Origin of the sequence: Nonomuraea sp. NPDC048901, from assembly GCF_040649695.1 — a bacterium.
GTDB lineage: Bacteria > Actinomycetota > Actinomycetes > Streptosporangiales > Streptosporangiaceae > Nonomuraea.
Window position 1 is genome coordinate 558,107 of the sequence record NZ_JBEZFW010000001.1, and the last position, 24,562, is coordinate 582,668.

The following is a 24,562-nucleotide window of genomic DNA, read 5'->3' on the forward strand; positions in this document are numbered from 1 at the left end:
ACATTTCTGCTTGACCTAGGCGTCGAAGTCGTACTGAAGTACGTACGCCGCCGAGTCCAGCACCATCTCGTTGAGCTCGACGGGCTGGCCGTTCGCGGTGTAGGCGGTCCGGGTGATCACGATCACCGGAGTGCCGCCGGGCAGGTCGAGCAGCCCGGTCTCACGCGGTCCCGGCATCCTGGCGCGCACTTCCTCGGTGAAGTGGGCGGGTGGCAGGCCGAGATCGCGCAGCCGCGCGTACACGCCGCCCGGTCCCGTGTCGGGAGCGGTGATGGCGCTGCCCTCGACCAGGCCGGCCGGGAAGTACGACGTGGCCAGTTGCACGGGCCGGGCGTCGACCGAGTAGCGGCGCCGCCGTACCCACACCTCGCCGCTTTCGAGGACGCCCGCGACCTCCTCGCGCGCCCGCTCGCGCGCCACCTCCACCTCGTCCACGGTGAAGGGCCGGCCGCGGGTGTCGGCGTCCCAGATGGTGCGGCCCTGACCCCATTGCTCACGGGAGAGCCGGCGTGAGCCGTGTCGGCGTATCGGTTTGAACAGTCGCACGTAGACCCCCGAGCCTCGCTTCGGTACCGCCAGCCCCTCGTTGATCAGTACGGCGAGCGCCTGCCTGGCGGTGGCGCGGGCGATCCCGTAGTCGGCCATGAGCGTGTTCTCGCCCGGTAGCCGATCCCCGTCGCGCAGTTCGCCGGACAGGATCCGGGAGCGGAGACCGTCGGCGATGCGTCGATAGATCGGGGGTTCGTGGGATACCGGGACTTCAGACACGTTCGACCACCCTCTGTCACCAACCCGTATGGCGTCTCCAGAGAACTTGCCCCGTCTTGTCCACGATCGCACAGATAAGGGGGATGGTCGCGAGCTTCTTTTGAGCGAATCATGCCCATGTGGTGAAGTCGGTGGGGTTTCAGCGGACCGTTATCTTGGAACGGTCCCGGCCGCTACCCGGCTCGCCCACCAGCGGCGAGTAATCAGCGCGGCGAGCACGGCTCCCACGGTGTTGACGATCACGTCGTCGATGGAGGAGAGACGGCCCAGCCGCAGGCCGTACTGGAGGGCCTCCACGGTGATCGACGCGACGGCCGCGACGGCGGCGACGCGGGCCGTCGACGCCATCCGCGCGGTGCGTACGGGCAGCAGCGCGCCGAGCGCCGCGAAAACCAGCAGATTGCCTCCCACCTGCACCAACACGGTCTCCCAAGGGGCGCTGAGCACGTCGGCGAGGTCCCTGAACGGCACGAGACTGACTCCGCTCTGACCGCTTGCCGGGGTGAGGATCATCCACACCCAGGGGGCGGTTCCGACAGCGATTCCGATGTCGGCGAGGGCGGTGCGCATGGGTGCCGGATGGCCCGCTCGGGCGCGGTGACGGGCGAGGAGCAAGATTGCCAGTACGGCCAATGGCAGCGCAAAGGTACCAGCAATAATGACGGTTCCCCACAAATCCCACGTCCGAGCCATCGGACCATGATGGCGGCCGTCCCGAGGTACGGGAACCTGTCCCTCGGGATAGGTGCCTACGAGCGCGCGGGCAAGTGGTCGGCGAGGAAGGCGAGCGCGACCTGCCAGGCCCGTGCGGCGGGCTCCGGCTGGTGGAACATCGGCGACTCGCTGTTGTGGAAGGCGTGCCCGGCCTCCTCCTCGACGTGCATGAGCACGTTGGCCCGGCCCGCCGCGGCCTGTTCGACCGTGGCCACCTGGTCGCGCGGGATGTACGGATCGCTGCCGCCGAACACCAGCAGCAGAGGCGAGCTGATGCGCTCCATCAACCCGGCCGCCTCGGGCACGGCCGAGCCGTAGAAGGACAGTACGGCGTCGAGCTCGGTCTGGGTGGCCAGCATGAACGCGAGCGAGCCGCCCAGACAGAACCCGAGCGCCCCGCAGCCGCCGCTCACCTCGGGCAGTTCGCGCAGCCGGGCGAGGGTGAGCGCGCAGTCGGCCACGGCCTGCGGGACGTCGAAGCGCCCGGCCAGTTCGATCGAGGCGGCCGTGCCCTCGGGGGTGTGCTCGCCGATCCAGTTGGGCTGGAGCCGCCAGAACAGGTCGGGCGCGGCCACCACGTAGCCGAGGCCGGCCAGCTCCTCCGCCACCTTCGCGATGTACGGCCCGACGCCGTAGATCTCCTGGATGAGCAGGATGCCGGGCCCGCTGCCGCTGTCGGGCAGCCAGACGTGGACGTCGAAGGAGCCGTCGTGGGCCGTGATGCGTTCTGTGCGCTTCTGCATGGAGTCAAGGATGGCGATCCGCGGGTAGTTGTGCAGCAAGACGGGCCGGTGTGGCACAGATCGGCTATGTACGGCATGGCGCCTGGAGCCGCCGGAGGAGACGATGCTAGAGACATTCCACGGCCTACCCAAGGAGCAGCCTGATGCAGGACGAATGGTCAGCGGCGGTAGACGCCCGTGCCCACGCGGCCGACCGGTTGGCCGAGGCCGCGCGCTCGGGCAAGCCGTGCGCTCCCGTCAGAGACATGGTCAGCACCGCCGCCGAGGGCTACGCCGTACAGGAGATCAACACGCGGCGGGCGCTGGAGGCGGGGCGGCGGGTGGTCGGCAGGAAAGTGGGTGTCACCAACCCGCTGATGCAGAAGCAGTTCGGCATCGACGAGCCAGACTTCGGCATGCTTTTCGCGGACATGGCCTACCTCGATGGGCTTCCTATCCCGGTGGAGCGGTTTCTGCAGCCGCGGGCCGAGGCGGAGGTCGCGCTGGTGTTCGGCCGTGACCTGGTCGGCGGGCCTTTCACGGCGGCCGAGGTGATCAGGGCGGTGGATTTCGCGCTGGTGGCCATCGAGATCGCGGACTCCCGCATCGCCGACTGGGACATCACGCTGGCCGACACGATCGCCGACAACGCCTCCGCGGGCGCGTACGTGCTGGGCAACACGCCGGTCTCCCTGATGGGCCTGGATCTGCGGGGGGCCGCGATGACGATGACGCGCGGCGGCCAGGAGGTCTCGGCCGGCTCCGGCGCCGCCTGCCTGGGCCATCCGCTCAACGCGGCCGTATGGCTGGCGAGCCGGGTCGGCCGGACCGACCACGCGCTGCGGGCCGGAGACGTGGTGCTGACCGGCTCGCTCGGGCCCATCGTGCCGATCGGGCCGGGCGACGACTTCGAGGCGCACGTCGACGGCCTTGGGTCGGTCCGCGCGGTGTTCTCCTCATGAAGCCGCGCGCCGTCTTGAAGCCGGGGGCGCTGCCGAGTCCTTCCCGGCCCGGGGCCTGAGGGGAGCGCCGGTGCGCGGGCCACTCCTCGGACTGGCGGTGGTGCTGATGGCGGCGGGCTGCGGTGTCTCGCCCACGCTGGAGTCGGAGCCGGATCCCACGCTCGAGGTCGGCGCGATCATCTCGCAGACCGGGGTCTACGCCGTGCTCGGCGACGACATGGAGGCGGCCATGCGCCTCTACCTGGACCAGCACGGTGGCAAGCTGGGCGGCAGACCGGCCACGCTGGTCGTCGCCGACGACGCGGGCAACCCGGAGAAGGGGCAGCAGCAGGCCAGGTCGCTCATCGCGCGCGATCGGGTGAGCGTGATCACCGGTCTGCTCGCCTCGCCGGTCGCTGTGTCGGTGGTCAAGGAGGCGGCCGGCACGCCGGTGGTGATCGCGAACGCCGGCGCCGACGAACTGGGCGGGCCCGGCGTTTTCCGGGTCTCGTTCACCAACCACGCGCACGGCTACGCGGCGGGCAGGTACGCCGCCGAGCGGTACGGCAAGGCGGGGGTCGTGCTGATGGCCTCCGACTACTCGGGGGGCACCGAGACGCTCGACGGCTTCACCGAGGGCTACGGGGTCAAGCCGCTCAAGCGCATCCTCACCCCGTACGGCAAGAGCGAGGACCTGACGCCCTACTTCAAGCGCATCCCGCCGGACGCCAAGCTCCTGTACGCCTTCTACGCGGGCGGCGAGGCGGTCACGTTCGCCAAGACCTTCAAGCAGCTCGGCTACGACACCAAGATCGACCTGCTGGCCTGCCAGAACCTCGCCGACGAGGACGTGCTCGAAGCCATCGGGGCCGACGCCGAGGGGATGACCAGCGTCGGACTCTACTCACCGGCGCTCACCACGCCCGAGAACGCCGCGTTCGTGGCCACCTGGAAGGCCAAGACGGGCCGGAACCCGTCGGCCGTGGCGCTGCAGAGCTGGGACGCCATGCGGCTCATCGACCGGGCGGCCGCGCTGGGCGGCGACCTGTCCACGGCGCTCGGCCGGGTGGGCGACCTGGCGAGCCCGCGCGGCACGTTCCGGCTCGACCCCACGACGCACAATCCGGTGCAGAACTGGTACGTGCGTAGGTATGAAAATGGAATCAATCGGGTAATCGCCACGATTCCCCCAGAAAGGAAGTAATCGCGTGCTGGATCGCGACCGCTGCCTCGCCCTGGACGCCGAGGATCCGCTGCGGGACTTCAGGGACGAGTTCGTGCTGCCCGAGGGCGTCGTCTACCTGGTGGGCAACTCGCTCGGCGCGCTGCCCCGCCGTACCTCCGAACGGGTCCGGCAGGCCGTCGAGGACGAGTGGGGCGGGCACCTCGTCGGCGGGTGGAACCACGCGGGATGGTACGCCCAGCCGCTCACCACGGGCGACCGGCTGGCCCCGCTCATCGGCGCGGGCCCCGGCCAGGTCGTGGTGGGCAACACCACCTCGATCGCCATCTATCAGGCGGTCGCGGCCGCGACGCGGCTCCGGCCCGACCGGCGGGTGATCGTCTCCGACGTACGGAACTTCCCCACCGACCACTACATGGTCCAAGGGCTGGCCAGGACACTGGGCTACGAGGTCCGCGACTTCGCCGAGGGCCGGTTCGACGACGCGGCCGTGGTGCTGCTGTCCGAGGTCGACTACCGCACCGGCGCCCGCCACGACGTGGCCGCGGTGACCGAGCGGGTGCACGCGGCCGGGGCGCTGATGGTGTGGGACGTGTGCCACAGCGTCGGCGCCATGGAGGTGGACGTCTCGATGGCCGACTTCGCGGTCGGCTGCACCTACAAGTACCTCAACGCCGGTCCCGGCGCGCCCGCGTTCCTCTACGTGAACCCGCGCCACCAGGCCGACGCCGAGAATGTCCTGTCCGGCTGGCACGGCCACGCGGAGCCGTTCGCGTTCGAGCGGGACTTCCGGCCGGCCGAGGGGATCAGGAGGTTCGCGGTCGGCACCCCGCACGTGCTGTCGTTCGCGGCGCTGGAGGCGGCGCTCGACGTGTGGGAGCGGGTGCCGATGCGCCAGGTCCGGGCCAAGAGCGTCGCGCTGACCTCACTCTTCATCGACCTGGTCGGCGACTCGCTGGAGCTGGCCTCGCCGCGCGCGGCCGCCGAGCGGGGCAGCCAGGTCAGCCTCTACCACCCCGACGGCTATCCGGTGATGCGCGCGCTCATCGACCGGGGCGTGCACGGCGACTTCCGCGCGCCCGACATCCTCCGTTTCGGCTTCGCGCCGCTTTACACCCGGTTCGTGGACGTGTACGACGCCGCCGCCGTCCTGGCCGAGGTGCTGGAGAAGGAGCTCTGGCGAGAGGAGAAGTACGCCCAGCGGCTCGCGGTCACCTGAGCGAGTCACCTGAGCGAGTCACCTGAGCGGCCGAGTGCCTCCCTCTCGGGAGTGAGGCGGAAGATCGCCTGCGTCGGCGATCCGGCCGGAGGGCGCGATCGACAGGATTGAGGCAGTCGAATTACCGCCTCTCACCTGGAGATATCCCATGAAGCGCACCCATGCCGCCGCTCTCGTCCTCTCGGCCGCCCTCACAGCCGGGGCCTTCATGGGTACACAGGCTGTGGCTGAGGTGGGGGTGCCGCCCATCAACGCGGCGGCGTTGCGGAAGAGCATCGAGGGCCTGCCCGCCGCCGACGCCACTGCGGCCGACGTACGGGTGAGCGGCTCGGCGGGCTCGTGGCAGGGCGTGTCCGGCGTGACGGACCTGCGGACGAAGCGGCCCGCCAAGGCCGGGGCCCGGTTCCGGGCGGGCAGCGTCACCAAGACCTTCACGGTGTCGGTGGTGCTCCAGCTCGTCGCCGAGGGCAAGCTGTCGCTCGGCGGCACGGTCCAGGAGTACCTGCCCGGCCTGCTGCCCGCCGACTACCCGGCGATCAAGGTCGGCCAGCTGCTGAACCACACCAGCGGGCTGCCCGCGCCCAAGGTGAGCGATGACTTCGCCGACATCTACGCCACCCGGTTCGAGAAGTGGACGCCCGAGGAGTACGTCGCCAAGGCGGTGGAGAACCCGATCGAGTTCACGCCCGGCAGCCAGCAGCACTACCTGAACACCAACACCTTCGTCGCCGGCCTGCTCATCGAGAAGATCACCGGGCGTTCGTACGAGCACGAGGTGACGACCAGGATCCTGCGGCCCGTCGGCATGACCGACAGCTACCTGCCGGGCACCTCGGTCCGCATCCGGGGCAGGCACAACCAGGGCTACCAGACCGTGCCCCAGGGCTTTCCCGACGCGATCAAGTACGGCGCGGGCTACGTGGTGAACATGACCACGACCAGCGTCACCTCGACCTGGGCCTCGGGTGACCTCATCTCCACCACCGCGGACCTGGAGAAGTTCGTCAAGGCGCTGTTCAGCGGCAAGGTCGTGCCCGCCGCGCAGCTGGAGCCGATGTTCACGGTGCCGCCGGTGAAGGCGTACGGCGGCAAGGGCGACGCCGTCTACACCTCGGGCCTGGCCAGGATGGAGCTGCCCGGCGGCCTCGTGGCGTACGGCAAGACCGGCGCCAGGTGGGGCAGCGCGGCCGGCATCGGCGCCACCCGTGACCTGAGCCGCACGCTCGTCTACTCGGTCAACTCCACCGACGCCAAGAGCTCCGGCCAGAACCAGCGCGCCCTCGCCATCGCCCTGGCGGCCTTCTCCAAGTGAGCCAGGCGCGGGTGATCAGGTCTCGCCGTCGAGAACCTTGATCGCCCGCTTCGGCGCGATAGCCCGGTAGCTCTCCTCGACCCAGTCGAGCAGCACCTCGGTCTCGGGCAGCTCGGCCAGGAACGGCACCGACACCCACCCGGCCTTGCCCAGCCCGTAGCCGCTGGGGGCGGCTCCCTCGACGGTCAGCGCGTGGCCGCGCGCCTCGGACAGCAGCTTCACGGTGAAGGACGGGTCCCACTTCTCGCTCTGCTCGTCCATGCCGAGAAAGACGAACACCTTCTTGTTCACCTTGACGACTGTCTCGCCCCACGGATGGTCCTCGTGCGTCTCCGGCAGCCCGAGCGCGAACACCCGCAGTCGCTCCCGTACGTCCTGCCAGTCATCCATGCCTACGGACGCTACCCAACGCGCCGGAACTCGGCCAGCTTGGCGTCGATCCGGTCCCTGATCAGCTCGCGGGCCTCCATGCGCGGCACCCCCGACATGAGCAACTGGTCGTAGTCGGTGTCGAGGTGGCGGATCGAGGCCACCACGGCCAGCGTGATCGCGTTCTCGTCGAGCACCTTGGCCGCCGCCGTGCGCCCGACCCGGCCGCTGCCGCGCTGACCGGCGTGGGCGGCCACCTCCTGGGCCCGCGCGGGCGGGCAGCCGGGGAAGAGCCGGGCGATCTCGGCCGCCATCCGCGCCTGGTATTCGACGTCCTGGTCCGCCCGGCGCTCCCGGTCGCGCTCGCGGCGGCGCAGCCGCACCTCCTCGTCGGCCAGGCAGCGCTCCTCCGCCGCCGCCCTCGCCTGCTCCTCGACCAGCAGCCCCTGGCGCTGGTAGACCTTGCGCCGCCGGTTGTACTGGACGACCACCGCCGACAGGCCGCTCTCCTGCTTCGCCCGGCGGCTGAGGGCCGCGTTGCCCGACGGCAGGAAGACCAGATGGTCCATGTCCGCGCAGGTCAGGCAGTGGGGCTCGTCCTCTTCCATGATCAGATAAGGGCCCGTGTCGCCGCAGGTCGCGCACGTCCAGGCGTTGAGCGGGGCCACCACCACCAGGTCGGGCGCCTTGCTCTGCCGCTCGGTGAGCTGCCGCACCCGAGCCTCGCTGAGGTCGGGGGAAAGCCAGTGGACGCGGAACGCCTCCTGCCCGTGGTCGGCGGTGAAGCGCAGCTCGCGGCGGTCGCGGCTGCCGGAGACATAGGGGGTCTCCACCGGCCGGAGCCCTTTGGCGGTCGCCCAGTCCTTCAGCAGCGCGGCGGCCATGACCAGCCGGTCGTCGTCGACAGGCGCCAGCTCGGCCAGCGTGGCCGCGCGGCCCTGTCGCCAGGTGTCGACGTGCCGCGACTGCACCCAGCGCAGGCCGGTCACCACGTCGATGAACGTCACGTATTTACGGCTGGCCAGCGCGATCTCGGCGGCGTCCGCGACCCTGCGGGCCAGATTCGGCTTGCTCATCGCTCCAGTCTCCCGCGCCTTTGCCGGGAGATGGCCCGGTCGGACGCATTCCTCGTGCCGGTCCAGGTAAGTAGTCAGGCGGATCAGGATATGGGGGGAATCGGTGCGCTTGCTCTGGCTCGGCGTGCTCGTGTTCGTGCTCCTCGCCGCCTGCGGGCCGATCGGGCAGGGCCCGCTGCCGGTCGTGACGGGGGCCTTCGGCGTCCGGCCGGTCATCACGATCCCGGACGGCGTGCCGGATCCCCTGCCGCGGGTGACGGTGCTGTCGGTGGGCAGCGGGCGGCCGACCATGCCGGGTGACGTAGTGCTGGCAGACGTCGAGGTCCGCCGGTGGTCGGGCAATCTGCCGTACACGAACACGTACGACGACCATCGGCCCGCCAGGGTCCTTTTCGACGGGCGGCACGTGCCGGACTCCTGGCGCGAGGCGCTCATCGGCCGGTCGGCGGGCAGCCGGGTCATGCTCGTCGGTCCCGCGGCCCTCTCGTACGGCCCCGGGCCGCCGCTCGGCGGGACCCGCCCGGCCGAGACGCTGGTGCTGGTCTTCGACATCCTGGGCGGTTACCCACCGGACGCCCGCCTCGTCGGACGGACCCTGCCGGACGTACCGAACGACCGCGCGCCCCGCGTCCTCATCGGCGGCTCCGGCCCTCCGGTGCGGGCGGGCGCGAAGGTCATCGTCCAGTACGTCGCGGTGGAGTGGCCGGGCCGCCGGGTCATCGACTCGTCGTACCTGCGCGGCGGCCCCAGCGCCTTCACGCTCGGGCCGGAGGCGGCGCCGCCCGGCTGGGTGGCCGGTCTGGCCGGCCAGCGCGTGGGCGCCCGCGTCGCCTTCCCCACCGAGGAGGCGGGCCGTCCCCTCCTGTACGTCGTGGACATCCTCGACGTACTCGAAACCAAATAAAACGGCCCTGACACCGGAGGGGATGTCAGGGCCGTCGCACCGCAGCCGAGGGGGATCAGCCGCAGTGCTCGGAAGGGCTCTCGTAGGTCGCCGTGCCGACCGAGCCGCCCCACTTCACGCACTTGTCCTCCGCGGCCGCCCTGACGGGACCCGCGTAGTAGGTGAAGCTGCCCGAGTCGCTGACCTTCGTCTTGCCGGCCACCTGCAGGAACGCGCTGGCCGCGCTGGCCTTGCCGAGCGAGGTCTTCTTCAGCGTGGCGACGCAGTTGTTGGCGTTGGTGCTGTTGTAGAGCAGGTAGACCGTGCCCGAGGTGCCGAGGGCCTGCGAGTCGATCACCTTGTAGCCGGTGCCGCAGACCTTCTCCGCCGTGTACGGGTTGGTGCCGCCGCCGGAGCCGCCGCCGACGTAGCTCATGTACTTGTTCCAGTCCCAGTGTGAACCGGGGTCGGTGTGGTCCGAGCCGGGCACCTCGACGTGGCCGATGATGTGGCTGCGGTCCTTCGGGATGCCGTACCGGTCGGCGATGTTCCTGGTCAGCGCGGCCGACGAGCGGTACATCTGGTCGGTGAACCACGAGGCGTCGTTGATGAAGCCCTCGTGCTCGATGCCGACCGAGCGGTGGTTGTAGGAGCTGACACCGGCGTGGAAGGCGCGGTTCTTCTCCCGCACCATCTGCGTGATCTGCCCGTCGGAGGAGCGCACCACGTAGTGGGCCGACACCTTGGCGGCGGAGTTCTGGAACCACGAGATCGTGCCCGCGTACGAGCCCTGGGTCACGTGGATGATGATCCGGTCGATCTTCTCGTCGGTGGGCCGGTTGGACACGGCGTAGTTCGACGAGCTGGCCGCGGCCCACAGGGCACCGGGGTAGTCGGTGGTGGCCGCGAGCGTGCGCGGGTCCGCGTTGTCGTACTTGCCGCGGTCCGGCTCCACGACCTTCGCGGCGGCCTTCACGCCCGCGGTGTTGACGCCGTTGGCCAGCACCTCGTAGACGGCGTCGGCGTAGATCCGGGCGGTGCTCGCGTTGGCCGCGCCGCCGTACGCGGCGACCGCCTCGTACCACTTGGCGGGGTCCTTGCGCTCGGCCGCGGTCAGGCCGAGCTTGTCGGCCTTGGCGCGCAGCACGGCGGCGCCACCGAGCACGTTGGCCGCGTCGTCGGTCTTGAGCTTCGCCGCGGTCTGGGACGTGATCTTGGCCGCGTCCTCCAGCGCCTTCGTGGTGGGGTTGCTGACCAGGTGCATCACGCCGTAGCCGCCGCTGGCGCTGGGCTCGCCGCCGTGGCCGTCGAGGTGCGTCTCTGCGTAGCCGAGCGCGACCAGCAGGTCACGCGGCACCTCGTAGGTGGCGGCGGCCTTGTCGAAGGCGGCCGAGAGGGTGACGGCGGTCGCCTGCGCGGAGGTCGCCTGGGCGGAGCCCACCAGGACCGCCTGCTGGGCGCCCACGATGAGCACACCGGCTAACAGGAGCTTCTTCATCATGATCAGGACCCGCAATGCTCGGAGGGACTGTTCTATGCGCTGACGCCGGCTTTGCCGCCCCACTTGACGCACTCGCCGGCCGCCGCGGCGGTCACCGGGCCCGCGTAGGAGGCGAAGTTGCCGGAGTTGTGATCCTTTTCGGATGGGATCTGTGGGACTAGGGTCGGCATTCGCCGCACAAGAATCGTCCAGAACCGATACAAAAGGTGGTCAGGCCTCTAAAGAGGAGCTGATGCACCATGTCGGTCACCTTTCATGTTCTTGGGCCGTTGGAAGTCCGATCGTCGGGACGGTCCGTACGGATCTCCGGCAAGAAGCCGAGGATCCTGCTAGCCACGTTGTTGCTGGACAGCGGCCGTATCGTCGGCGCCGACCAGCTGGTCGAGGTGCTCTGGCACGATCGCCCGCCACGCTCCGCACAGGCGAACTTACGCACATATGTCAGCTCCTTACGGACGGACCTCGGCGCCGAGTACCTGCGCGGCGACGGCTCCGGCTACGCCATCGACGTACCGGACGGCGCGCTGGACCTGCTGGCGTTCGAGGAGCTGGTCGCGCAGGCCCGTTTCGCCGACGCGCTCGCGCTCTGGCGCGGGGCGCCGCTGGCCGACCTGCCGGGCAGCCCGCTCTGGGACCGCCGCCTCGAACCGCTCAACGAGGTACGGTTACGCGCCGCCGAAGAGCTGATCGGCCAGCGGATCGAGAGGGGCGACCACGCAGGGGCGATCACCCAGCTGCGCGGGCTGCTGGTGGAGCACCCCTACCGGGAAGACCTGTGGAGCCGCCTCGTCCTGGCGTTGAACCGGGCCGGCCGCAAGGCCGAGGCGCTGCGGGCCTACGCCACGATCCGCGCCCAGCTGGTGGACGAGCTCGGCGTGGAACCGGGCGCCGACCTGCGTCGCGCCCACGAGTCGATCCTGGCCGACGAGGCCCCACCGGTCGCGCCCCGGCAGCTGCCGCCGGACCTGCCCGACTTCACCGGCCGGGCCGACCAGCTGGCCCTGCTGGCCAAGCCCTTCTCCATCGCGGTCGTCTCCGGTTCGCCGGGGGCCGGGAAGTCGGCGCTGGCCGTACACGCCGCCCACGGCCTGCGCGACGCCTTCCCCGGCGGGCAGCTCTATCTCGAACTCGACGGCAGGGAGCCGGCCGACCTGCTTGCCGAGGCGCTCCGGGCGCTCGGCGTGGAGACGCCGCCGCCGACGATCCACGAGCGCTCGGCGCTGTTCCGGTCGATGCTGTCCAAGCAGCCGATGCTCGTGCTGCTCGACGACGCGCTCGACGCCGCCCAGGTACGGCCGCTGCTGCCCGGAAACGACTGCGCCGTCATCGTGACCAGCCGGCGCCGGATCACGGAGTTACCCGGCTCGATCCAGGTCGACCTCGGAGAGCTGTCCGCGCACGACGCGCTGACGCTGCTCGGCAGGATCATCGGCACGGATCGGGTGTCCCGCGAGCACGAGGCGGCCCTGGCGATCGTGGAGGCGTGCGGGCGCCTGCCGGTGGCCGTGCGCAGCGCCGGATCGCGCCTGGCGGGCCGGCCGGGCTGGTCGCTCTCGGTGCTCAGACAGCGGCTGGACGACGACCGGCTGAGCGAGCTGAAAGAGGTGCGGGTCTGCCTCGACCGCAGTTACCGCCACCTACCTGACGAAGCCGCCCGTACGCTGGGCACGCTCGGCCTCCTGGGCGCCGTGGCCCAGCCCGGCTGGGTGATCGACGCCGCGCTCGACAGGCACCGCGCCGACGACGTCACCGACCTGCTGGTGGACGTCAACCTGCTGGAGCTGGTCGGCACCGACCCGGTGGGCCAGCCACGTTACCGGGTGCCCGATCTGATCCGCCGCCACGCGCTCGAACGCGGCTCCGACCGTACCGGCCTGACCAGGGTGCTCGCCGCCTGGACCGCGACCACCGAGCACGCCATGGCCCGGCTGCCCACCACCGTCTTCAGCCTCACCGCCGCCAGGGCGCCGCGCTGGCGGCTGCCCGAGCAGACGCTCGACCGGCTGACCTCCGACCCGCTGGGGTGGTTCGAGGCCGAGCACGAGACGCTGGTCGGGGCCGTGAGCGTCGCCGCGGAGGCCGGGCTGGCCGAGTCGGCCTGGGGGCTGGCCGCCGCGATGGTCCCCTACTTGGACCTGCACTGCCATCTCGACACGTGGGAGCGTACCCACACCGTCGCTCTCGATGCCGCCCGCGCGTCCGGCGACACCTACGGAGAGGCCGCCATGCTGCGCGGCCTGGCCCAGGTCTCCCTCTACCAGGACCGGTACGAGGAGGCCGTCGAGGACTTCACCCGATCCCGGCGGCTCTTCCACGACATCGGCGACCTGCGGGCGGAGGCGACCTCGATCTGCGGGCTCGGCGCGGTGAGCCAGTTCAGGGGCCGGCACGCCCAGTCGCTCGGGCACTTCAAGCGCGCCCTGGCCATGTTCCTGGCGGCGGACGACCCGCACGGCGAGGCGTTCGCCAGGCAGGCCATCGGCCGGGTCTGCCTCAAGTCGGGCGACCTGGCCCTGGCATCGGAATCGCTGGGCCAGGCCATGCGGCTGGCTCAGGAGCTCGGCGACGCCCACCGCGAGGGCTGCGTCTGCCTGCAGATGGGCAACCTGCACAAGGCCATGTCCTTCCACCGGCACGCGCTCGACATCTTCGAGTCGCTCGGAGACCGGCACTGCGGCGCGTACGCCCTCCAGAGCCTCGCCGGGCTGCAGGCGGCCCGTGGGGAGTGGGCACCGGCCTCCGCGGGGCTTGAGCGGTCACTGGAGATCTTCCAGGCACTCGGAGACCGGAGCGGGGAGGCGTCGAGCACGCAGATGCTGGGCGAGGTGCACCACTCGGCCGGTCGCACCGGGCTGGCACTCGACTATCTCAACCACGCCACCGTGCTGCGCCGCAGCCTGCCCGCCTAGTCCCGTGGGTCCAGGTCCGCGCGGATCATGCTGTACAGCACACCGTCGTGCCACTCGCCTGCGCGGAAGCCGACTCCGCGCAGGATGCCCTCCCTGGTGAATCCGACCTTCTCCAGGGCGCGCTGCTCGGCCAGGTTGCTCACCTCGGTCGACGCCTGGACCCGGTTGACCGTCGAATGGTCGAACAGGTAGCGCACCAGGAGTCGCTGCGCCCGGGTGCCGTGACCCATGCCGCGAAACTCGGGCGCCACGATGAGCCCCATCTCCCAGCAGTAGGAGATGCTGGAGGTCATCTGCTTGCTCCAGGACACCAAGCCCACGCGGTCGTCGCCCTCGGCGATCAGCAGCGTGCCGCCGTCGCCACTGAGCATCCCATTGTCCTCCCAACGCCTGCGGAGGCGGTGGGGATCCTGCCAGCCGTACCATTGATGGAGGCCCGTGCTCTCCGGATCGTGGTACAGCCGGTTGAGAAAGGGCAGATCGTCCTCGGTCACAGGATGAAGCTCACTCGTCATGGTCGAGACACTATGCGACGGACAAATCGCTTGAGGCGGGATCGCTGCGGCATTCCAGCCAGCTCCTCAAGGGACTCGGCCGCGCTCGGGCGCTTGGCGGGAGAATGGTCCAGCATCCGGCGCACCACGTCGGGAACCTCGGGCCCCTGGGTGTCGGCGCTGGTCGGCAGCTCGCCGGTGAGCAACTGGTAGGCGATCACCCCGGCCGCGTAGACGTCGGAGGCGGCCGTCATCATCTCGGGCCGCTCGTGGCACTCGGGGGCCACGTAGTGGGCGTCGAGCACGTTGCCCAGCTCGTGGGCGACCGTGTAGTTGCGCGCTCCCGGCTTGGCGTAGTCGAACCCCGTCAGCACCGCGTGCCCGTCGGTCACCAGCACGCAGGCCGGGGTCAGCGCCCGATGGATGACGCCGTGGGCGTGGGCGTGGGCCAGGCCGCGCAGCATGTCCTGGATCACGCCGAGTCGTACGCCGGTGCCCAGGCGCAGGTGCAGCGCCTCACCGTGCACGTCGTCGAGAACCAGCACGAACCGGCTCTCGTCGTCGATGGCGAAGAAGTCACGTGAGCGCACCACGCACGGATGCGGCGGGATGCGGGCCAGCGTCTGATAGGCGTTGGCGATCCGCTGCCGCTCGGCCGCCCGCGACTCCTGGTCGGCCAGCGGGTCGGCCTGGTAGACCCGGAGCAGCACGGTCTCGCTGCCCGGGAGTGTCGCGTTGAAGGCCCGGTATTCGGTCACCTTCGCGTCGCCGCCGAGCTGCTCCTCGACCTCCCAGTTGCCGAACCTGGGCGGCGCGGTGCTCCGGCGTACGGTCTGGTTGAGCGAGTCGAGAATCCCGGTGAGGTACGGCTTGATGCGGTGACTGCACCCGCGCCTGACCCGCGAGACGTCGCTCAGCGTGGCCAGCAGCCCATCGAGGGTGGTGACGTTGACCGCGTCGCGCCCGGCCGGGTCGACGAGCTCGGCGTCGGGCGAGGTGAGGACCACGAGGCTGTCGACGTAGACGCGCTCCAGCCGCGTGTCCTTGGAGACCAGCAGCCCCTTCAGCGCCTTCGCGATGCCCCGCAGCTTCGTCACGGGAGAGCCGAACGCCTCCCTGCGCGGCGGGAACCAGCGCGTGCCCGACACCTCGATCCGGCCACGGGTGCCCTTGACGTCGACGACGACCAGCGAGTGGCCGGTCAGCACGAGCAGGTCCACCTCGAAGACGTCGTCGCCGCGCGGGAGCTCGACGTTGTGCAGCAACAGCCAGTCGGCGGGTGCGTGGTCGCGCAGGAATGAGATCACCCGACGCTCGGCGTCGTTGACCGGACGTCCCCCTCCGACGATCTCTGCCATGGGCTAATCCTCCCACGTTCACCCTGCCCGGCGCCGACCTGTGGGACCTGGGCGGCGACCTTGAGCCGTTCGCCCGCAAGGTCCGCAAGTTCCTCCCTGGTGCGACTGAGCCGACCGCCGTTTCTGGGATGGTTCAGCGGGCCGTCGCCAGGATGACGCCGGAGCCGTGCGCCAGCTCGACCGCGACCAGCCGATCGTGGTTCAGCAAGGTCTGTCGCACACCCTCCTGCCTGCGGACGAACTCCTCCTCCCAGGTCACCCCGGGGTAGGGCACCATGTCGTCCACCAGCAGCACGCCACGGGGGTTGAGCGCGGCGATCGTCCGTTCGAGCCCCACCTGCTTGCCCGCACCCGCGTCGGCGAAGATCAGGTCGAAGGTGCCCAGCCCGGCCAGCGACTCGAGCGCGTCGCCGACGCGCGGGTCGACGAACTCCGGCCAGCCCTGGGCCGCGAGTCCGGCCCGTTCGGGGTCGCTCTCGATCGTCGTCACCGTGACGTCGGTCCGCGGCCGCAGCCCGCTGACCAGCCACCCGACCCCCGCCCCCAAGCCGGTGCCGATCTCCAGAATCCGGCCACCCTCCGGCACCTGGGCGGCCAGCACGGCGAGCAGCCGCCCGACGTCCGGGTCACAGGAGTAGTCGAACCCGGCCGCTTTCGCCCGCTCATGGGCTGCCCGCACGAGTTCCGGCAGATCATCATTCATGGCCATTTCCTATCGCACCCGCTACCGCAGCTTTGGGGCGGACTTATCGGACCCGTCCCGCAGCTTTGGGGCGGACTTATCGGACGTGTCCCGCCGCTGTGGGCGCGGACTTATCGCACCCGTCCCCGTGGCTTGAGCACAGACAGCGTGGTGGCGGTCAGCAACATGGCCAGCTGTCCGCCCAGTACCGCGACCTGTCCCCACTGACGGCCCTCGGCAGGCCGCGTCGCGCCCTCGGTCGCGGCGGCCATCCCCTCGGGGTCGAACAGGAACATCCCCAGGCAGATGACCGACACCAGCAGCACCAGCTTGGCCAGCACCCAGTAATGGCGGGCCAGCCCCCAGTGACTGGTCAGGCCGAGCGTGATGCCGGTGGCCAGCGCGGTGAGGCTGAGCGGGATGCCGCCCGCGAACACCAGGCTCGGCATCAGCCGGTAGGCCGCGTGGGCGAGCCCGAGATCGTCCGTCACCGTCGCCACGGTGTTCAGCACGACGAGCCCCCACACCTCGCCGAGCAACGCGACCGACGTGATGACGTGAACGACGAGCACGCCCTTGCGTACGCGCGGCCGTATGACCCGATTTGTTATCTCGACCACCGCTCGACCTCCGGATTCGCGGACTCCGGCCCATCTTGATCGGTGGATTCGTCCCGGACGTCCCCCAACGGGCGGCGGTCGCGCTACATCGTTCGGTGTAGTGGTGCCAAGCCCGGGGTGATCCTTGCTAAACCGGCCCGCGCGATAAGCCAATCATTCTCGATGCGCGGATAAATGAAACTCGTTTAGCCGTGTACGAGGCAAGCGCATATGCAGTTCGCCGGCCGGTGAGCTCGGAAAGTCGAATGCCAAGAAAACGAGGCGCCTCCTTGACCGCGAGCAGGCGTTTTTGGGTTGCGACATCGATCGGCTGCCGCGATTGTTATTGGCGGCACCTTCACAGCCCTGCACAAAACGACTAAGGCGCCGGGAATTCCGCGCCCATCAAACGGAGGAAACAAACATGATCCGTCGCATTCTCGCTGGTGCAGCCATCGCGGGCGCCGCTCTCGGCTTCTGCGTCTCCGCGGCTTCGGCCGACGTCGGCCCGAACCCCTACATCGGCGCCCCGTCCTTGCTGAGCCAGCTCAGCACCCTGGACAACCTCACCGGGGTGAGCGACGCGGCCAAGTACACCAACATTCCGACGACCGCGAACCTGCAGGACGTCAACCTTCACCTGCTGAACAACAACCGCTGACACCATCGCGGCATAGGCGGGAAGGTCCGCTCCCGGCTCCACGGGCACATGCCGCCCGGCATGCCGTAGGGCCCCACGGGCACATGCCGTAGGGCTGCCGGCCGCACCTTCCGCCGGATCGACGCTTGGGCGATCCGCCTGAACCATCTCCGTGGATACTCGCGAGGCCACGGACTCCGCTCGGATGCGCACCGAGACGGAACGCCGAGCGGCCCGGGTCACGATCGCGATCACGACCCGGGCCGCGAGGTGCTCCCCTTCCGCCGGCTGCTGGAATGCCCGCGCCTGGCCGAATGCCTGCCCCTGCCGGAATGCCCGCCCTTGGCGGAGTGCCCGTGCCTGGCGGAGCCGCCGTGTCTGCCAGAGTGCCCGCGCCTGCCGGAGTGCCCGCCCTTGGCGGAGCCGCCGTGTCTGCCGGAATGCCCGCGCCTAGCGGAAGGCGCGCCCTTGGAAGGCCCGCTGGTGGATCGCGCGCTGCCGGACGGCGGACTGCTGCGACGCGCGCTGCTGGGACGTCCACTGCTGGGAAGTGCGCTGCCAGGACGTGCGCTCTCGGGACGGACGGTCTCGGGGTAGACGGTCTCGGGATGGACGGTTCCGGGACGGATCACCCCCATGAAATGCGGCTTGTTCAGCGGGTCGAGGCGGACGACCTCCCCGGTGAACGGAGCGTCGACGATCCGCGTGCCGTCCACGGCCAGCCCCACGTGCTCTGGTCCCTGGCGTCGCGGTTTGCTGTCGTAGAAGACGAGGTCCCCTGGCGCGACCTGCTCCTTGGGCACCCTGGCCCCTGACCGCCACTGCTCGTGCGTCGTCGTGCCGATCGACACGCCCGCGTTCGCCCAGGCGTACTCCGTGAGCCCCGAGCAGTCGAAGCCCTTGGTCTTCTTGCCGTGTCCGATGCCGTAGCCGGGGCCCTGGGGCCCGCCGCCGCCCCACGAATAGGGGACGCCGAGCATCCCCAGCGCGGCCCGCACGGCGACGCCTCCAGCCGCCGCACCGCCAGCTGCCACGCCGCCAGTTGCCGCGCGTCCGGCCGCTGCGCCTCCAGCTGCCGCGCGGTCGGTCCCTGCCGCCTGCGGGCAACGCCCGGTGCCCTTTTCGCACGCCTGCCGGACGCCGGCCGTCGCGGTGCCGGAGTCCGGCGCCACGAGCGAGCCGCACGCCAGGACCGTCAGCAGCAGGGCCCGTTTCACGTTCACTCCAGGGAGCGTTCCTCATCCCCTTGGGGGATAAAACGCCCTTTAGCCAGGCGGGGCCCACATATGGCTATAAGCTGAAGTTTGTCCACACGGCGATATGTCGATAAATCACGACTGGTCGGACATTTGGCGCGAATGGTGATCAAGTGCTAAAGAATTTGAATAGAGAGCTCGCTTCAGGGCTAGTCGCAGGTGGGTGGAAATTAGTCGGTGGGTTATTTGTTCGGCGCGTTGATAATGCCGTTCTCTCGACAATTCTTCGACCGCCTGAACGGGTTGATCAATTTACCCAATGGGCGGTCCGATGCCGTGGTGATTGTGTCGCCGAGCGCTTCTAGATCGGCCGCGACCGACTGCGTGACCTTCCGCTCGGGGATCCAGCGGGTCGCGCAGTCGCTGGTGCGAGTCCCGGACGGCGGAAGATCCTGCTGCCGGATTGTTCATGACTTAGCTGTAATACGACCATATTTTCGTGCATATCAGGTGGTGAAACATACTTCGTGTAATGTGAGACCGGGTTCGTGTCGAGGACAACCCCCATGCGTGAGGTCTGATTGGGGGGTGCGATGACTGTGAACGGCGAGGCGGCCGAAACGTCGGAGCGCCTGCTGTACGAGGACGACCAGCTGCGCATCTCCCAGCGGGCCAGGTGCGAGGTTCCGGCGCTGGCGCTGCGCGGCGAGATCGACATCACCAACAGCTGCGCTCTCGCCCGGACCCTGGCCGCCGCCCGCGAGGGTGAGACGCACATCATCGTCGACACCGGCGAGCTCACGTTCATCGATCTGTCAGGCCTGCGCGTGCTGGCCATGCCGATGCTCGACCCTGCCGAGCGCTGGATACACCTGCGTAACCTCACGCCGTTCCAGCGACATCTCCTGAACCTGCTGGGATGGCACTGACACCCGCACGGCACACACGAAACACGCCGCCCACACGGCCCAAGCCGGGTCAGACGATCATCGCCGCCGAGGTGCCCAGGCCCGTCGGCCCGCCCAGCCGCCACTCGGGCGGCCGGTGGTGGCGCCGTAGCGACGCCTCGTCATAGCGATGGCAGTCGCGATGCCACCTGAGGATGCCCGCCATCCAGTCGCGCAGCTCCGCCACGTAGCCGTCGACGGCCGCGCGGGCCTCCCCGTTCAGCCGGAGGTCGTCGTACATGACCGGGAACTCGTACGCGAAGACATGCTCGAACTCCTTCATCCGGGACGTCATCAGATCGGCGACGATGCCGAGCGCCACCGGGTAGTCACAGTCGAAGAAGTTCTGGACGACCAGCACGCCGTTGTGCAGCTCACCCTCGAACTCGATCTCCTTCTGGTACGAGAAGACGTCGTTGAGCAGGGTGGCGTAGTCAGAAGCCGCGTTGTTCAGCGAGATCATCGACCCGGTCCGATGGACCTCCTCCGGGATCTCATCCTCGCGGGTCAGGCGGCACAGGCTCATGGTCAGGTCGGAGCCGAAGGTCAGCCGCCGCATCTCGATGTAGTCGACGGGGTCGGGCACCCGGTTCAGCAGCTGGTTGTCCAGCTCCCAGAGCCACGACGCGCACATGTCCTCGATGGCCGCGCGGAACCTGCGCCGCGCGTTCGTGCTCATCGGCCCCGCCGTACGGGTCCAGAGGTCGGACAGCCCCCGCTCCAGAGCGGTCATCGGCGCCGGGGGAGCCGAGCCGTCGAGCGGCATGAAGGCGCCGAACCGGTCGACGGTGGCGCGGGCGGCGGCCAGGTTGCGGGATCGGCCGAAGACGACGGGGAAGTAGTCGTCACCGTACGTCCCCCACGCCAGCCAGGCCGAGGCCAGGTCCAGCTCCTCCAGGGTCCCGTCGGGATGGAGCCCGGAGGCGCACAGCGCCAAGTCGTAGTCGACGAGCTTCTGCTCGTCCCAGACGGCCGAGCCGGTGACGCCCGGCTGCGCTTCGAGTATCCCCATCGCGCGCGCCCAGGCGACCAGGTTCAGGCGGGCGGTCTCCAGGTGGGGCGACCCGCTGACCTCGAACGGCATGTAGAAGTCGGGGATCCGCGACGGGCCGACGGGCGTGTGCGGGACGTGGGTGAAGCTGCGGATCCGCTTCGCGCCGAGCAGGTCGACGATCGAGGTCGTGCCCAGCGTTCTGCGGGTCGCGCGCTCGTTCATGTAGCGGCTGGAGGACATGTGCCATTCGTGGCCGCCCGACTGCCAGTCCTGCAGCCCCTTGACGTAGGCCAGCACGCCCGCGCAGGAGAGCGGGTCGAGGCCCTGCTCCACGAAGAGCGGGCCCAACTCGGTGAACACGGTGTGCTCGAACTGCTGCAGCCGCGAGGTGAGCAGGTCGTTGACCGCGTCGGCGGCCTCCTGCGTGGTGCAGCCGAGGAACTTCTCCAGCACGAGGACGCCGTTGCTCAGCTCGCCCTCGTCCTGGGTCTCCCGCTGGTAGGAGAACAGGTCGTTCCGCAGGTGCACCGCGTCGGCGAAGGCGTCGCGCAGCACCCGCATCGGCCGGGAGCCGGCGACGCGCGCCGGGACCTCGGCCCCCACGGCGTGCTCGACCAGCCCGGCCGACCATGGCGCCCCGCCGACCTTGCGCCGCATCTCGATGTACTCGATCGGATTGGGCACCCGGCCCGCGTTGATGTTGGACAGCTCCCAGAGCGACTCGTTCAGCAGGTTGCGGGTGCTCTCGGCGAAGCGCTCCCGCCAGGCGAGCGACCTGGCGGGGACCGTACGGGCCCACAGGTCGGCCAGCCCCGCCTCGACCGGATTGGTCGGCTCCGGCGTCGCGCACGACAGGTCCATCGGCATGAAGGCGGGCAGCCGGTCCAGGTAGCGCTTGCCGCCCTCACGGTCGTGGCCGCGCTTGAAGGCCTCCAGGAAGTGGTCGTCGAAGAAGAAGACCCAGACGTACCAGTCGGTGATCAGCGAGAGCTCGGCGCCGTCGCAGTCGGGGTGGGTGTAGCCGCACAGCAGGGCGTAGTCGTGGGCGTCGAGGTCGGCCTGCTCCCAGATGCCCGAGCCTTCCAGCATGCCCATGCCGCGCGCCCACTGCCTGGACTGCGCGCGCGCCTCCTCGACGTGCGGGTTGAGGCGGGCCGGATACGGAAGGTAGAAGTCCGGCAGCTCGAATGGCTGGGCCGACTCCCCATCCACGGAACGCGTCATCAGCCCATCACCTCGACGTTCTCGAGCATGCCCAGCGCGTCGGGTAGCAGGACCGCGGCCGAGTAATAGGCACTGACCAGGTACGACATGATCCCCTTCCCGTCGACGCCGGCCAGGCGGACGCTGAGCCCTGGCTGGTACTCATCCGGAATGCCGGTCTGATGCAGGCCGACGACGCCCGAGTCCTCCTCGCCGGTCCTGAACGCGAAGATCGAGGTGGTGCCCTCCGGGCTGATCGGGATCTTGTCGCAGGGCAGGATCGGCACCCCGCGCCAGGCTGTCAGCCTGCTGCCGTCGAGCTGGACGGTGTCGGGGTAGACCCCGCGCGCGTTGCACTGCCGGCCGAAGGCGGCGATGGCGCGGGGATGGGCCAGGTAATAACGGGTCTTCTTCCTGCGGCTGAGCAGTTCGTCGAGATCGTCGGGCGTAGGCGGGCCGCCGTACGTGGAGATCCGCTGCCGGGCATCGACGTTGTGCAGCAGCCCGAAGTCCCGGTTGGTGACCAGCTCGTACTCCTGGCGTTCGCGTAGTGCCTCGATGCTCAGCCGGAGTTGCTGATCGAGCTGGTTCATCGGCTGGTTGTACAGGTCGGAGACCCTGCTGTGCACCCGTAGGACGGTTTGGGCGAGGCTCAGTTCGTACTCGCGGGGGCTGAGTTCGTAGTCGACGAACGTGCCGGGCAGTGCGGGCTCGCCGGTGTGTCCGGCGGCCAGCTCGATCGCCGCCTCGCCGTGCTTGTTCTGCGGCCGGGCCCGCCGGTCCCGATGCGCCTCGATCTGCGCCCGCAGCGTCGGCGAGACCGCCGTCAGCGCGCGGAACACCGCCCAGGGCAGGAGCAGCACCGTGCAGGTGGTGGCGGCCCTGAGCGTGTACGGCCACCGGTCCTCCCGCTCGGGGAGGTCGTGGCCCGTGTGATCGCCGTCCGCCAGCGTCTCCCGCAGGACGCTGGTGCCGTACGGGCCGGTCTGCAGCTTGTCGGCCTTGCCGTGCGCGAGGAGCAGGAGAGCGTCGGCCGGGCGGCCCTCCTGCACGATCGTCTCGCCCCGCGCGTATTCCCGCTGCTCGAACTCCCCGGCCAGGGTGTCGAGCAGCGGGTCGCCGTCGAACCCGTGCAGCAGCGGCAGCTCGGTCAGGCTGGGCGGGATCACCCGCGTCGCAGCGCCCGCGCGGGCGAAGCTGACCCGGCCGCCGCCGACCTGATAGGTGAGCCGGCGGTTCACCCGGTAGGTGCCGGCTGCGGTTTGTACCCACGGAAGCGCCCGCAGCAGCCAGCGTGAAGAGATCTCCCGCATCTGCGGGGCAGTCTTGGTCGTGGTGGCGAGCCGGCGTGCCGCCTCCGTGCCCAGGCTCTGCCTTGAGTCCCGCTGGTCCAATTCCGTCAACCGAAACACCGCCAATCATTGGGCCGGGTGAACCGATCCGCGCTCAGCTGCCGAGTGCGACGTCTTCGAGAATGCCGAGTGCGTCAGGAACGAGTACGGCCGCGGAGAAGTAGGCAGTGACCAGGTAGGAGATGACGGCTTTCTCATTGATGTTCATGAAACGCACCGACAAGCTGGGCTGGTATTCGTCGGGGATGCCGGTCTGGTGCAGGCCGACAACGCCCTGGTTCTCGTGTCCGGTGCGCATGAGCAGGATGGAGGTCGTCCGGGTGCCGGTGATCGGGATCTTGTTGCACGGGAAGATCGGCACCCCGCGCCAGGCCGGGATGCGGTGCCCGTTGACCTCGCTGGCCTGCGGGTAGATGCCGCGCTTGCTGCACTCCCTGCCGATGGCCGCGATGGCCTGCGGGTGCGCGAGGAAGAAGGCGGGCTCCTTCCAGACCGTGGACAGCAGGTCGTCGAGGTCGTCGGGCGTGGGAGCGCCGCCGCGGGTGCGGATGCGCTGGCTGAGATCGGCGTTGTGCAGCAGCCCGAACTCGCGGCTGTTGATCAGCTCGTGTTCCTGGCGTTCGCGTAGTGCCTCGACGGTCAGCCGGAGCTGCTGGTCGAGCTGGTTCATCGGCTGGTTGTACAGGTCGGAGACCCTGCTGTGCACCCGTAGGACGGTCTGGGCGACGCTCAGTTCGTACTCGCGGGGACTGAGTTCGTAGTCGACGAACGTGCCGGGCAGTGCGGGCTCGCCGGTGTGTCCGGCGGCCAGCTCGATCGCCGCCTCGCCATAGGCGTTCTGTGAGCGTCCTTCGGCGTCCCGGGTGTTGCGCAGGTGGGCGCGGAGCGCGGGGGACCGGTCGAGGACCGCCTGCAGGTTCTGCCGCGAGAGCGTGAGCACGGTACAGGCGGTCTTGGCCGTCGCCGAGAACCCCCACTGGCCCGGCTCGCCCAGCAACTCCTCGCCGAAGTGGTCGCCGTCGGCCAGCACGCCGAGGTTCTGCTCATCGTCGTACGCGCCGCGGCCGGTCTTGGCCACCCGGCCATGGGCGATCAGGACCAGCTGGTCGAGGGGAGCGCCCTCACGGACGATCTCCTCGCCCGACTCGTACTCGCGCTGGCTGAACCCGTCGGCGAGCGACTGCAGGACCTCGCCGTCGCTGAAGCCGCGCAGCTGATGCAGCTCGGTGAGCTCCGCCGGGATGACGCGCACGTCCGCGCCACTGGTGGTGAACGTGATGCGACCGTCGCCCAGGGTGTAGGTCAGCCGGCGGTTGACCCGGAAGACGCCACCGGAGGTCTGCACCCACGGCAACAGCTTGAGCAGCCAGCGGGAGGTGATCTCCTGCATCTGCGGGGCGGTCTTCGTGGTCGTCGCCAGGTTCTTGGCGGCATCGGTGCTGAGGCTGAGCTGCTGGCCGTTGGCCTCGGTCGACTCGGTCGTTTCGGTCATCGTGCACC

General features: G+C 69.8%; 23 protein-coding genes. 8 read left to right on the top strand and 15 right to left on the bottom strand.

What is annotated here, in order from left to right; genetic code table 11:
* Nucleotides 1–15 precede the first annotated feature (15 nt).
* From AB0C30_RS02785 to AB0C30_RS02795, 3 genes are all read right to left on the bottom strand, one after another.
* Nucleotides 16–768, bottom strand: a complete 753-nt coding sequence (locus tag AB0C30_RS02785) for a GntR family transcriptional regulator (RefSeq protein ID WP_225293238.1) — start codon at nt 766–768, stop codon at nt 16–18.
* A 150-nt stretch (nt 769–918) separates the two neighbouring features.
* A complete protein-coding gene (locus AB0C30_RS02790; RefSeq protein ID WP_357938854.1) occupies nt 919–1,338 on the bottom strand; it encodes a VanZ family protein in 420 nt (139 codons plus the stop codon).
* Between the two features lie 179 nt (nt 1,339–1,517).
* Nucleotides 1,518–2,225, bottom strand: a complete 708-nt coding sequence (locus AB0C30_RS02795) for a dienelactone hydrolase family protein (RefSeq protein WP_357938856.1) — start codon at nt 2,223–2,225, stop codon at nt 1,518–1,520.
* A gap of 143 nt (nt 2,226–2,368) precedes the next feature.
* Here AB0C30_RS02795 and AB0C30_RS02800 point away from each other — a divergent pair, with 143 nt between their 5' ends.
* The 4 genes from AB0C30_RS02800 to AB0C30_RS02815 all read left to right on the top strand — a co-directional run bounded on the left by AB0C30_RS02800 (nt 2,369) and on the right by AB0C30_RS02815 (nt 6,859).
* Nucleotides 2,369–3,166 (top strand): fumarylacetoacetate hydrolase family protein, encoded by a 798-nt coding sequence (locus AB0C30_RS02800; protein WP_357938858.1) that lies wholly within the window; start codon nt 2,369–2,371, stop codon nt 3,164–3,166.
* A gap of 70 nt (nt 3,167–3,236) precedes the next feature.
* The gene (locus AB0C30_RS02805; protein WP_357938860.1) at nt 3,237–4,349 is read left to right on the top strand and encodes an ABC transporter substrate-binding protein; all 1,113 of its coding nucleotides are present in this window, start codon (nt 3,237–3,239) and stop codon (nt 4,347–4,349) included.
* Between the two features lie 4 nt (nt 4,350–4,353).
* Nucleotides 4,354–5,547 (top strand): kynureninase, encoded by a 1,194-nt coding sequence (kynU, locus tag AB0C30_RS02810; protein ID WP_357938862.1) that lies wholly within the window; start codon nt 4,354–4,356, stop codon nt 5,545–5,547.
* Between the two features lie 148 nt (nt 5,548–5,695).
* Nucleotides 5,696–6,859, top strand: coding sequence for a serine hydrolase domain-containing protein (locus AB0C30_RS02815; protein WP_357938864.1), 1,164 nt, complete (start codon nt 5,696–5,698; stop codon nt 6,857–6,859).
* Nucleotides 6,860–6,874: 15 nt separating this feature from the next.
* Here the strand turns inward: AB0C30_RS02815 and AB0C30_RS02820 are convergent, their stop codons facing one another.
* Both AB0C30_RS02820 and AB0C30_RS02825 read right to left on the bottom strand, forming a co-directional pair.
* Complete coding sequence (locus AB0C30_RS02820; RefSeq protein ID WP_357938866.1) at nt 6,875–7,249, bottom strand: MmcQ/YjbR family DNA-binding protein; 375 nt, start codon at nt 7,247–7,249, stop codon at nt 6,875–6,877.
* An 11-nt stretch (nt 7,250–7,260) separates the two neighbouring features.
* Nucleotides 7,261–8,304: a DUF2293 domain-containing protein gene (locus AB0C30_RS02825; protein ID WP_357938868.1), complete on the bottom strand. Its 1,044-nt coding sequence runs from the start codon at nt 8,302–8,304 to the stop codon at nt 7,261–7,263.
* 103 nt (nt 8,305–8,407) lie between these two features.
* On the opposite strand from AB0C30_RS02825, the gene AB0C30_RS02830 reads away from it, so the two are divergent.
* Nucleotides 8,408–9,208, top strand: a complete 801-nt coding sequence (locus AB0C30_RS02830) for an FKBP-type peptidyl-prolyl cis-trans isomerase (protein ID WP_357938870.1) — start codon at nt 8,408–8,410, stop codon at nt 9,206–9,208.
* Nucleotides 9,209–9,263: 55 nt separating this feature from the next.
* On the opposite strand, the gene AB0C30_RS02835 is transcribed toward AB0C30_RS02830, so the two are convergent.
* The gene (locus AB0C30_RS02835; RefSeq protein ID WP_357938872.1) at nt 9,264–10,688 is read right to left on the bottom strand and encodes an N-acetylmuramoyl-L-alanine amidase; all 1,425 of its coding nucleotides are present in this window, start codon (nt 10,686–10,688) and stop codon (nt 9,264–9,266) included.
* A 32-nt stretch (nt 10,689–10,720) separates the two neighbouring features.
* A complete protein-coding gene (locus AB0C30_RS02840; protein ID WP_357938874.1) occupies nt 10,721–10,858 on the bottom strand; it encodes a hypothetical protein in 138 nt (45 codons plus the stop codon).
* A 99-nt stretch (nt 10,859–10,957) separates the two neighbouring features.
* On the opposite strand from AB0C30_RS02840, the gene AB0C30_RS02845 reads away from it, so the two are divergent.
* Nucleotides 10,958–13,597, top strand: coding sequence for a BTAD domain-containing putative transcriptional regulator (locus tag AB0C30_RS02845; protein WP_357938876.1), 2,640 nt, complete (start codon nt 10,958–10,960; stop codon nt 13,595–13,597).
* Here AB0C30_RS02845 and AB0C30_RS02850 read toward each other — a convergent pair.
* The 4 genes from AB0C30_RS02850 to AB0C30_RS02865 all read right to left on the bottom strand — a co-directional run bounded on the left by AB0C30_RS02850 (nt 13,594) and on the right by AB0C30_RS02865 (nt 16,751).
* On the bottom strand, nt 13,594–14,112 hold the full coding sequence (locus tag AB0C30_RS02850) for a GNAT family protein (protein WP_357938878.1): 519 nt from the start codon (nt 14,110–14,112) through the stop codon (nt 13,594–13,596). The genes AB0C30_RS02845 and AB0C30_RS02850 overlap by 4 nt on opposite strands.
* Nucleotides 14,109–15,449 carry an NERD domain-containing protein kinase family protein gene (locus tag AB0C30_RS02855; RefSeq protein WP_357938880.1) on the bottom strand — a complete coding sequence of 447 codons (1,341 nt, stop codon included), beginning with the start codon at nt 15,447–15,449 and terminating at the stop codon, nt 14,109–14,111. Before AB0C30_RS02855 ends, AB0C30_RS02850 begins: the two co-directional genes overlap by 4 nt.
* Before the next feature lie 133 nt (nt 15,450–15,582).
* The gene (locus AB0C30_RS02860; RefSeq protein WP_357938882.1) at nt 15,583–16,152 is read right to left on the bottom strand and encodes a class I SAM-dependent methyltransferase; all 570 of its coding nucleotides are present in this window, start codon (nt 16,150–16,152) and stop codon (nt 15,583–15,585) included.
* Between the two features lie 110 nt (nt 16,153–16,262).
* Nucleotides 16,263–16,751 (bottom strand): hypothetical protein, encoded by a 489-nt coding sequence (locus AB0C30_RS02865; RefSeq protein ID WP_357938884.1) that lies wholly within the window; start codon nt 16,749–16,751, stop codon nt 16,263–16,265.
* Between the two features lie 403 nt (nt 16,752–17,154).
* Between AB0C30_RS02865 and AB0C30_RS02870 the strand changes: the two genes are divergently transcribed.
* Nucleotides 17,155–17,391 carry a hypothetical protein gene (locus AB0C30_RS02870; RefSeq protein WP_357938886.1) on the top strand — a complete coding sequence of 79 codons (237 nt, stop codon included), beginning with the start codon at nt 17,155–17,157 and terminating at the stop codon, nt 17,389–17,391.
* 230 nt (nt 17,392–17,621) lie between these two features.
* Here AB0C30_RS02870 and AB0C30_RS02875 read toward each other — a convergent pair whose 3' ends face one another.
* On the bottom strand, nt 17,622–18,587 hold the full coding sequence (locus tag AB0C30_RS02875; RefSeq protein WP_357938888.1) for an NlpC/P60 family protein: 966 nt from the start codon (nt 18,585–18,587) through the stop codon (nt 17,622–17,624).
* A gap of 572 nt (nt 18,588–19,159) precedes the next feature.
* Here AB0C30_RS02875 and AB0C30_RS02880 point away from each other — a divergent pair.
* Nucleotides 19,160–19,495: an STAS domain-containing protein gene (locus AB0C30_RS02880; protein WP_357938890.1), complete on the top strand. Its 336-nt coding sequence runs from the start codon at nt 19,160–19,162 to the stop codon at nt 19,493–19,495.
* A 49-nt stretch (nt 19,496–19,544) separates the two neighbouring features.
* Here the strand turns inward: AB0C30_RS02880 and AB0C30_RS02885 are convergent, their stop codons facing one another.
* The 3 genes from AB0C30_RS02885 to AB0C30_RS02895 are packed head-to-tail and all read right to left on the bottom strand — an operon-like array spanning nt 19,545 to nt 24,554.
* Nucleotides 19,545–21,731, bottom strand: a complete 2,187-nt coding sequence (locus AB0C30_RS02885) for a terpene synthase family protein (RefSeq protein ID WP_357938892.1) — start codon at nt 21,729–21,731, stop codon at nt 19,545–19,547.
* A complete protein-coding gene (locus AB0C30_RS02890; RefSeq protein WP_357938894.1) occupies nt 21,731–23,113 on the bottom strand; it encodes a family 2B encapsulin nanocompartment shell protein in 1,383 nt (460 codons plus the stop codon). The genes AB0C30_RS02885 and AB0C30_RS02890 overlap by 1 nt, the downstream gene beginning before the upstream one ends.
* Before the next feature lie 43 nt (nt 23,114–23,156).
* A complete protein-coding gene (locus tag AB0C30_RS02895; RefSeq protein WP_357938896.1) occupies nt 23,157–24,554 on the bottom strand; it encodes a family 2B encapsulin nanocompartment shell protein in 1,398 nt (465 codons plus the stop codon).
* Nucleotides 24,555–24,562 lie beyond the last annotated feature (8 nt).

Coding starts and splice junctions, on each gene's coding strand:
- AB0C30_RS02850 (WP_357938878.1), bottom strand. CDS start 14,112: ATGACGAGTGAGCTTCATCCTGTGACCGAGGACGATCTGCCCTTTCTC.
- AB0C30_RS02795 (WP_357938856.1), bottom strand. CDS start 2,225: ATGCAGAAGCGCACAGAACGCATCACGGCCCACGACGGCTCCTTCGAC.
- AB0C30_RS02860 (WP_357938882.1), bottom strand. CDS start 16,152: ATGAATGATGATCTGCCGGAACTCGTGCGGGCAGCCCATGAGCGGGCG.
- AB0C30_RS02840 (WP_357938874.1), bottom strand. CDS start 10,858: ATGCCGACCCTAGTCCCACAGATCCCATCCGAAAAGGATCACAACTCC.
- AB0C30_RS02855 (WP_357938880.1), bottom strand. CDS start 15,449: ATGGCAGAGATCGTCGGAGGGGGACGTCCGGTCAACGACGCCGAGCGT.
- AB0C30_RS02815 (WP_357938864.1), top strand. CDS start 5,696: ATGAAGCGCACCCATGCCGCCGCTCTCGTCCTCTCGGCCGCCCTCACA.
- AB0C30_RS02835 (WP_357938872.1), bottom strand. CDS start 10,688: ATGATGAAGAAGCTCCTGTTAGCCGGTGTGCTCATCGTGGGCGCCCAG.
- AB0C30_RS02790 (WP_357938854.1), bottom strand. CDS start 1,338: ATGCGCACCGCCCTCGCCGACATCGGAATCGCTGTCGGAACCGCCCCC.
- AB0C30_RS02880 (WP_357938890.1), top strand. CDS start 19,160: ATGACTGTGAACGGCGAGGCGGCCGAAACGTCGGAGCGCCTGCTGTAC.
- AB0C30_RS02885 (WP_357938892.1), bottom strand. CDS start 21,731: ATGACGCGTTCCGTGGATGGGGAGTCGGCCCAGCCATTCGAGCTGCCG.
- AB0C30_RS02825 (WP_357938868.1), bottom strand. CDS start 8,304: ATGAGCAAGCCGAATCTGGCCCGCAGGGTCGCGGACGCCGCCGAGATC.
- AB0C30_RS02800 (WP_357938858.1), top strand. CDS start 2,369: ATGCAGGACGAATGGTCAGCGGCGGTAGACGCCCGTGCCCACGCGGCC.
- AB0C30_RS02895 (WP_357938896.1), bottom strand. CDS start 24,554: ATGACCGAAACGACCGAGTCGACCGAGGCCAACGGCCAGCAGCTCAGC.
- AB0C30_RS02820 (WP_357938866.1), bottom strand. CDS start 7,249: ATGGATGACTGGCAGGACGTACGGGAGCGACTGCGGGTGTTCGCGCTC.
- AB0C30_RS02870 (WP_357938886.1), top strand. CDS start 17,155: ATGATCCGTCGCATTCTCGCTGGTGCAGCCATCGCGGGCGCCGCTCTC.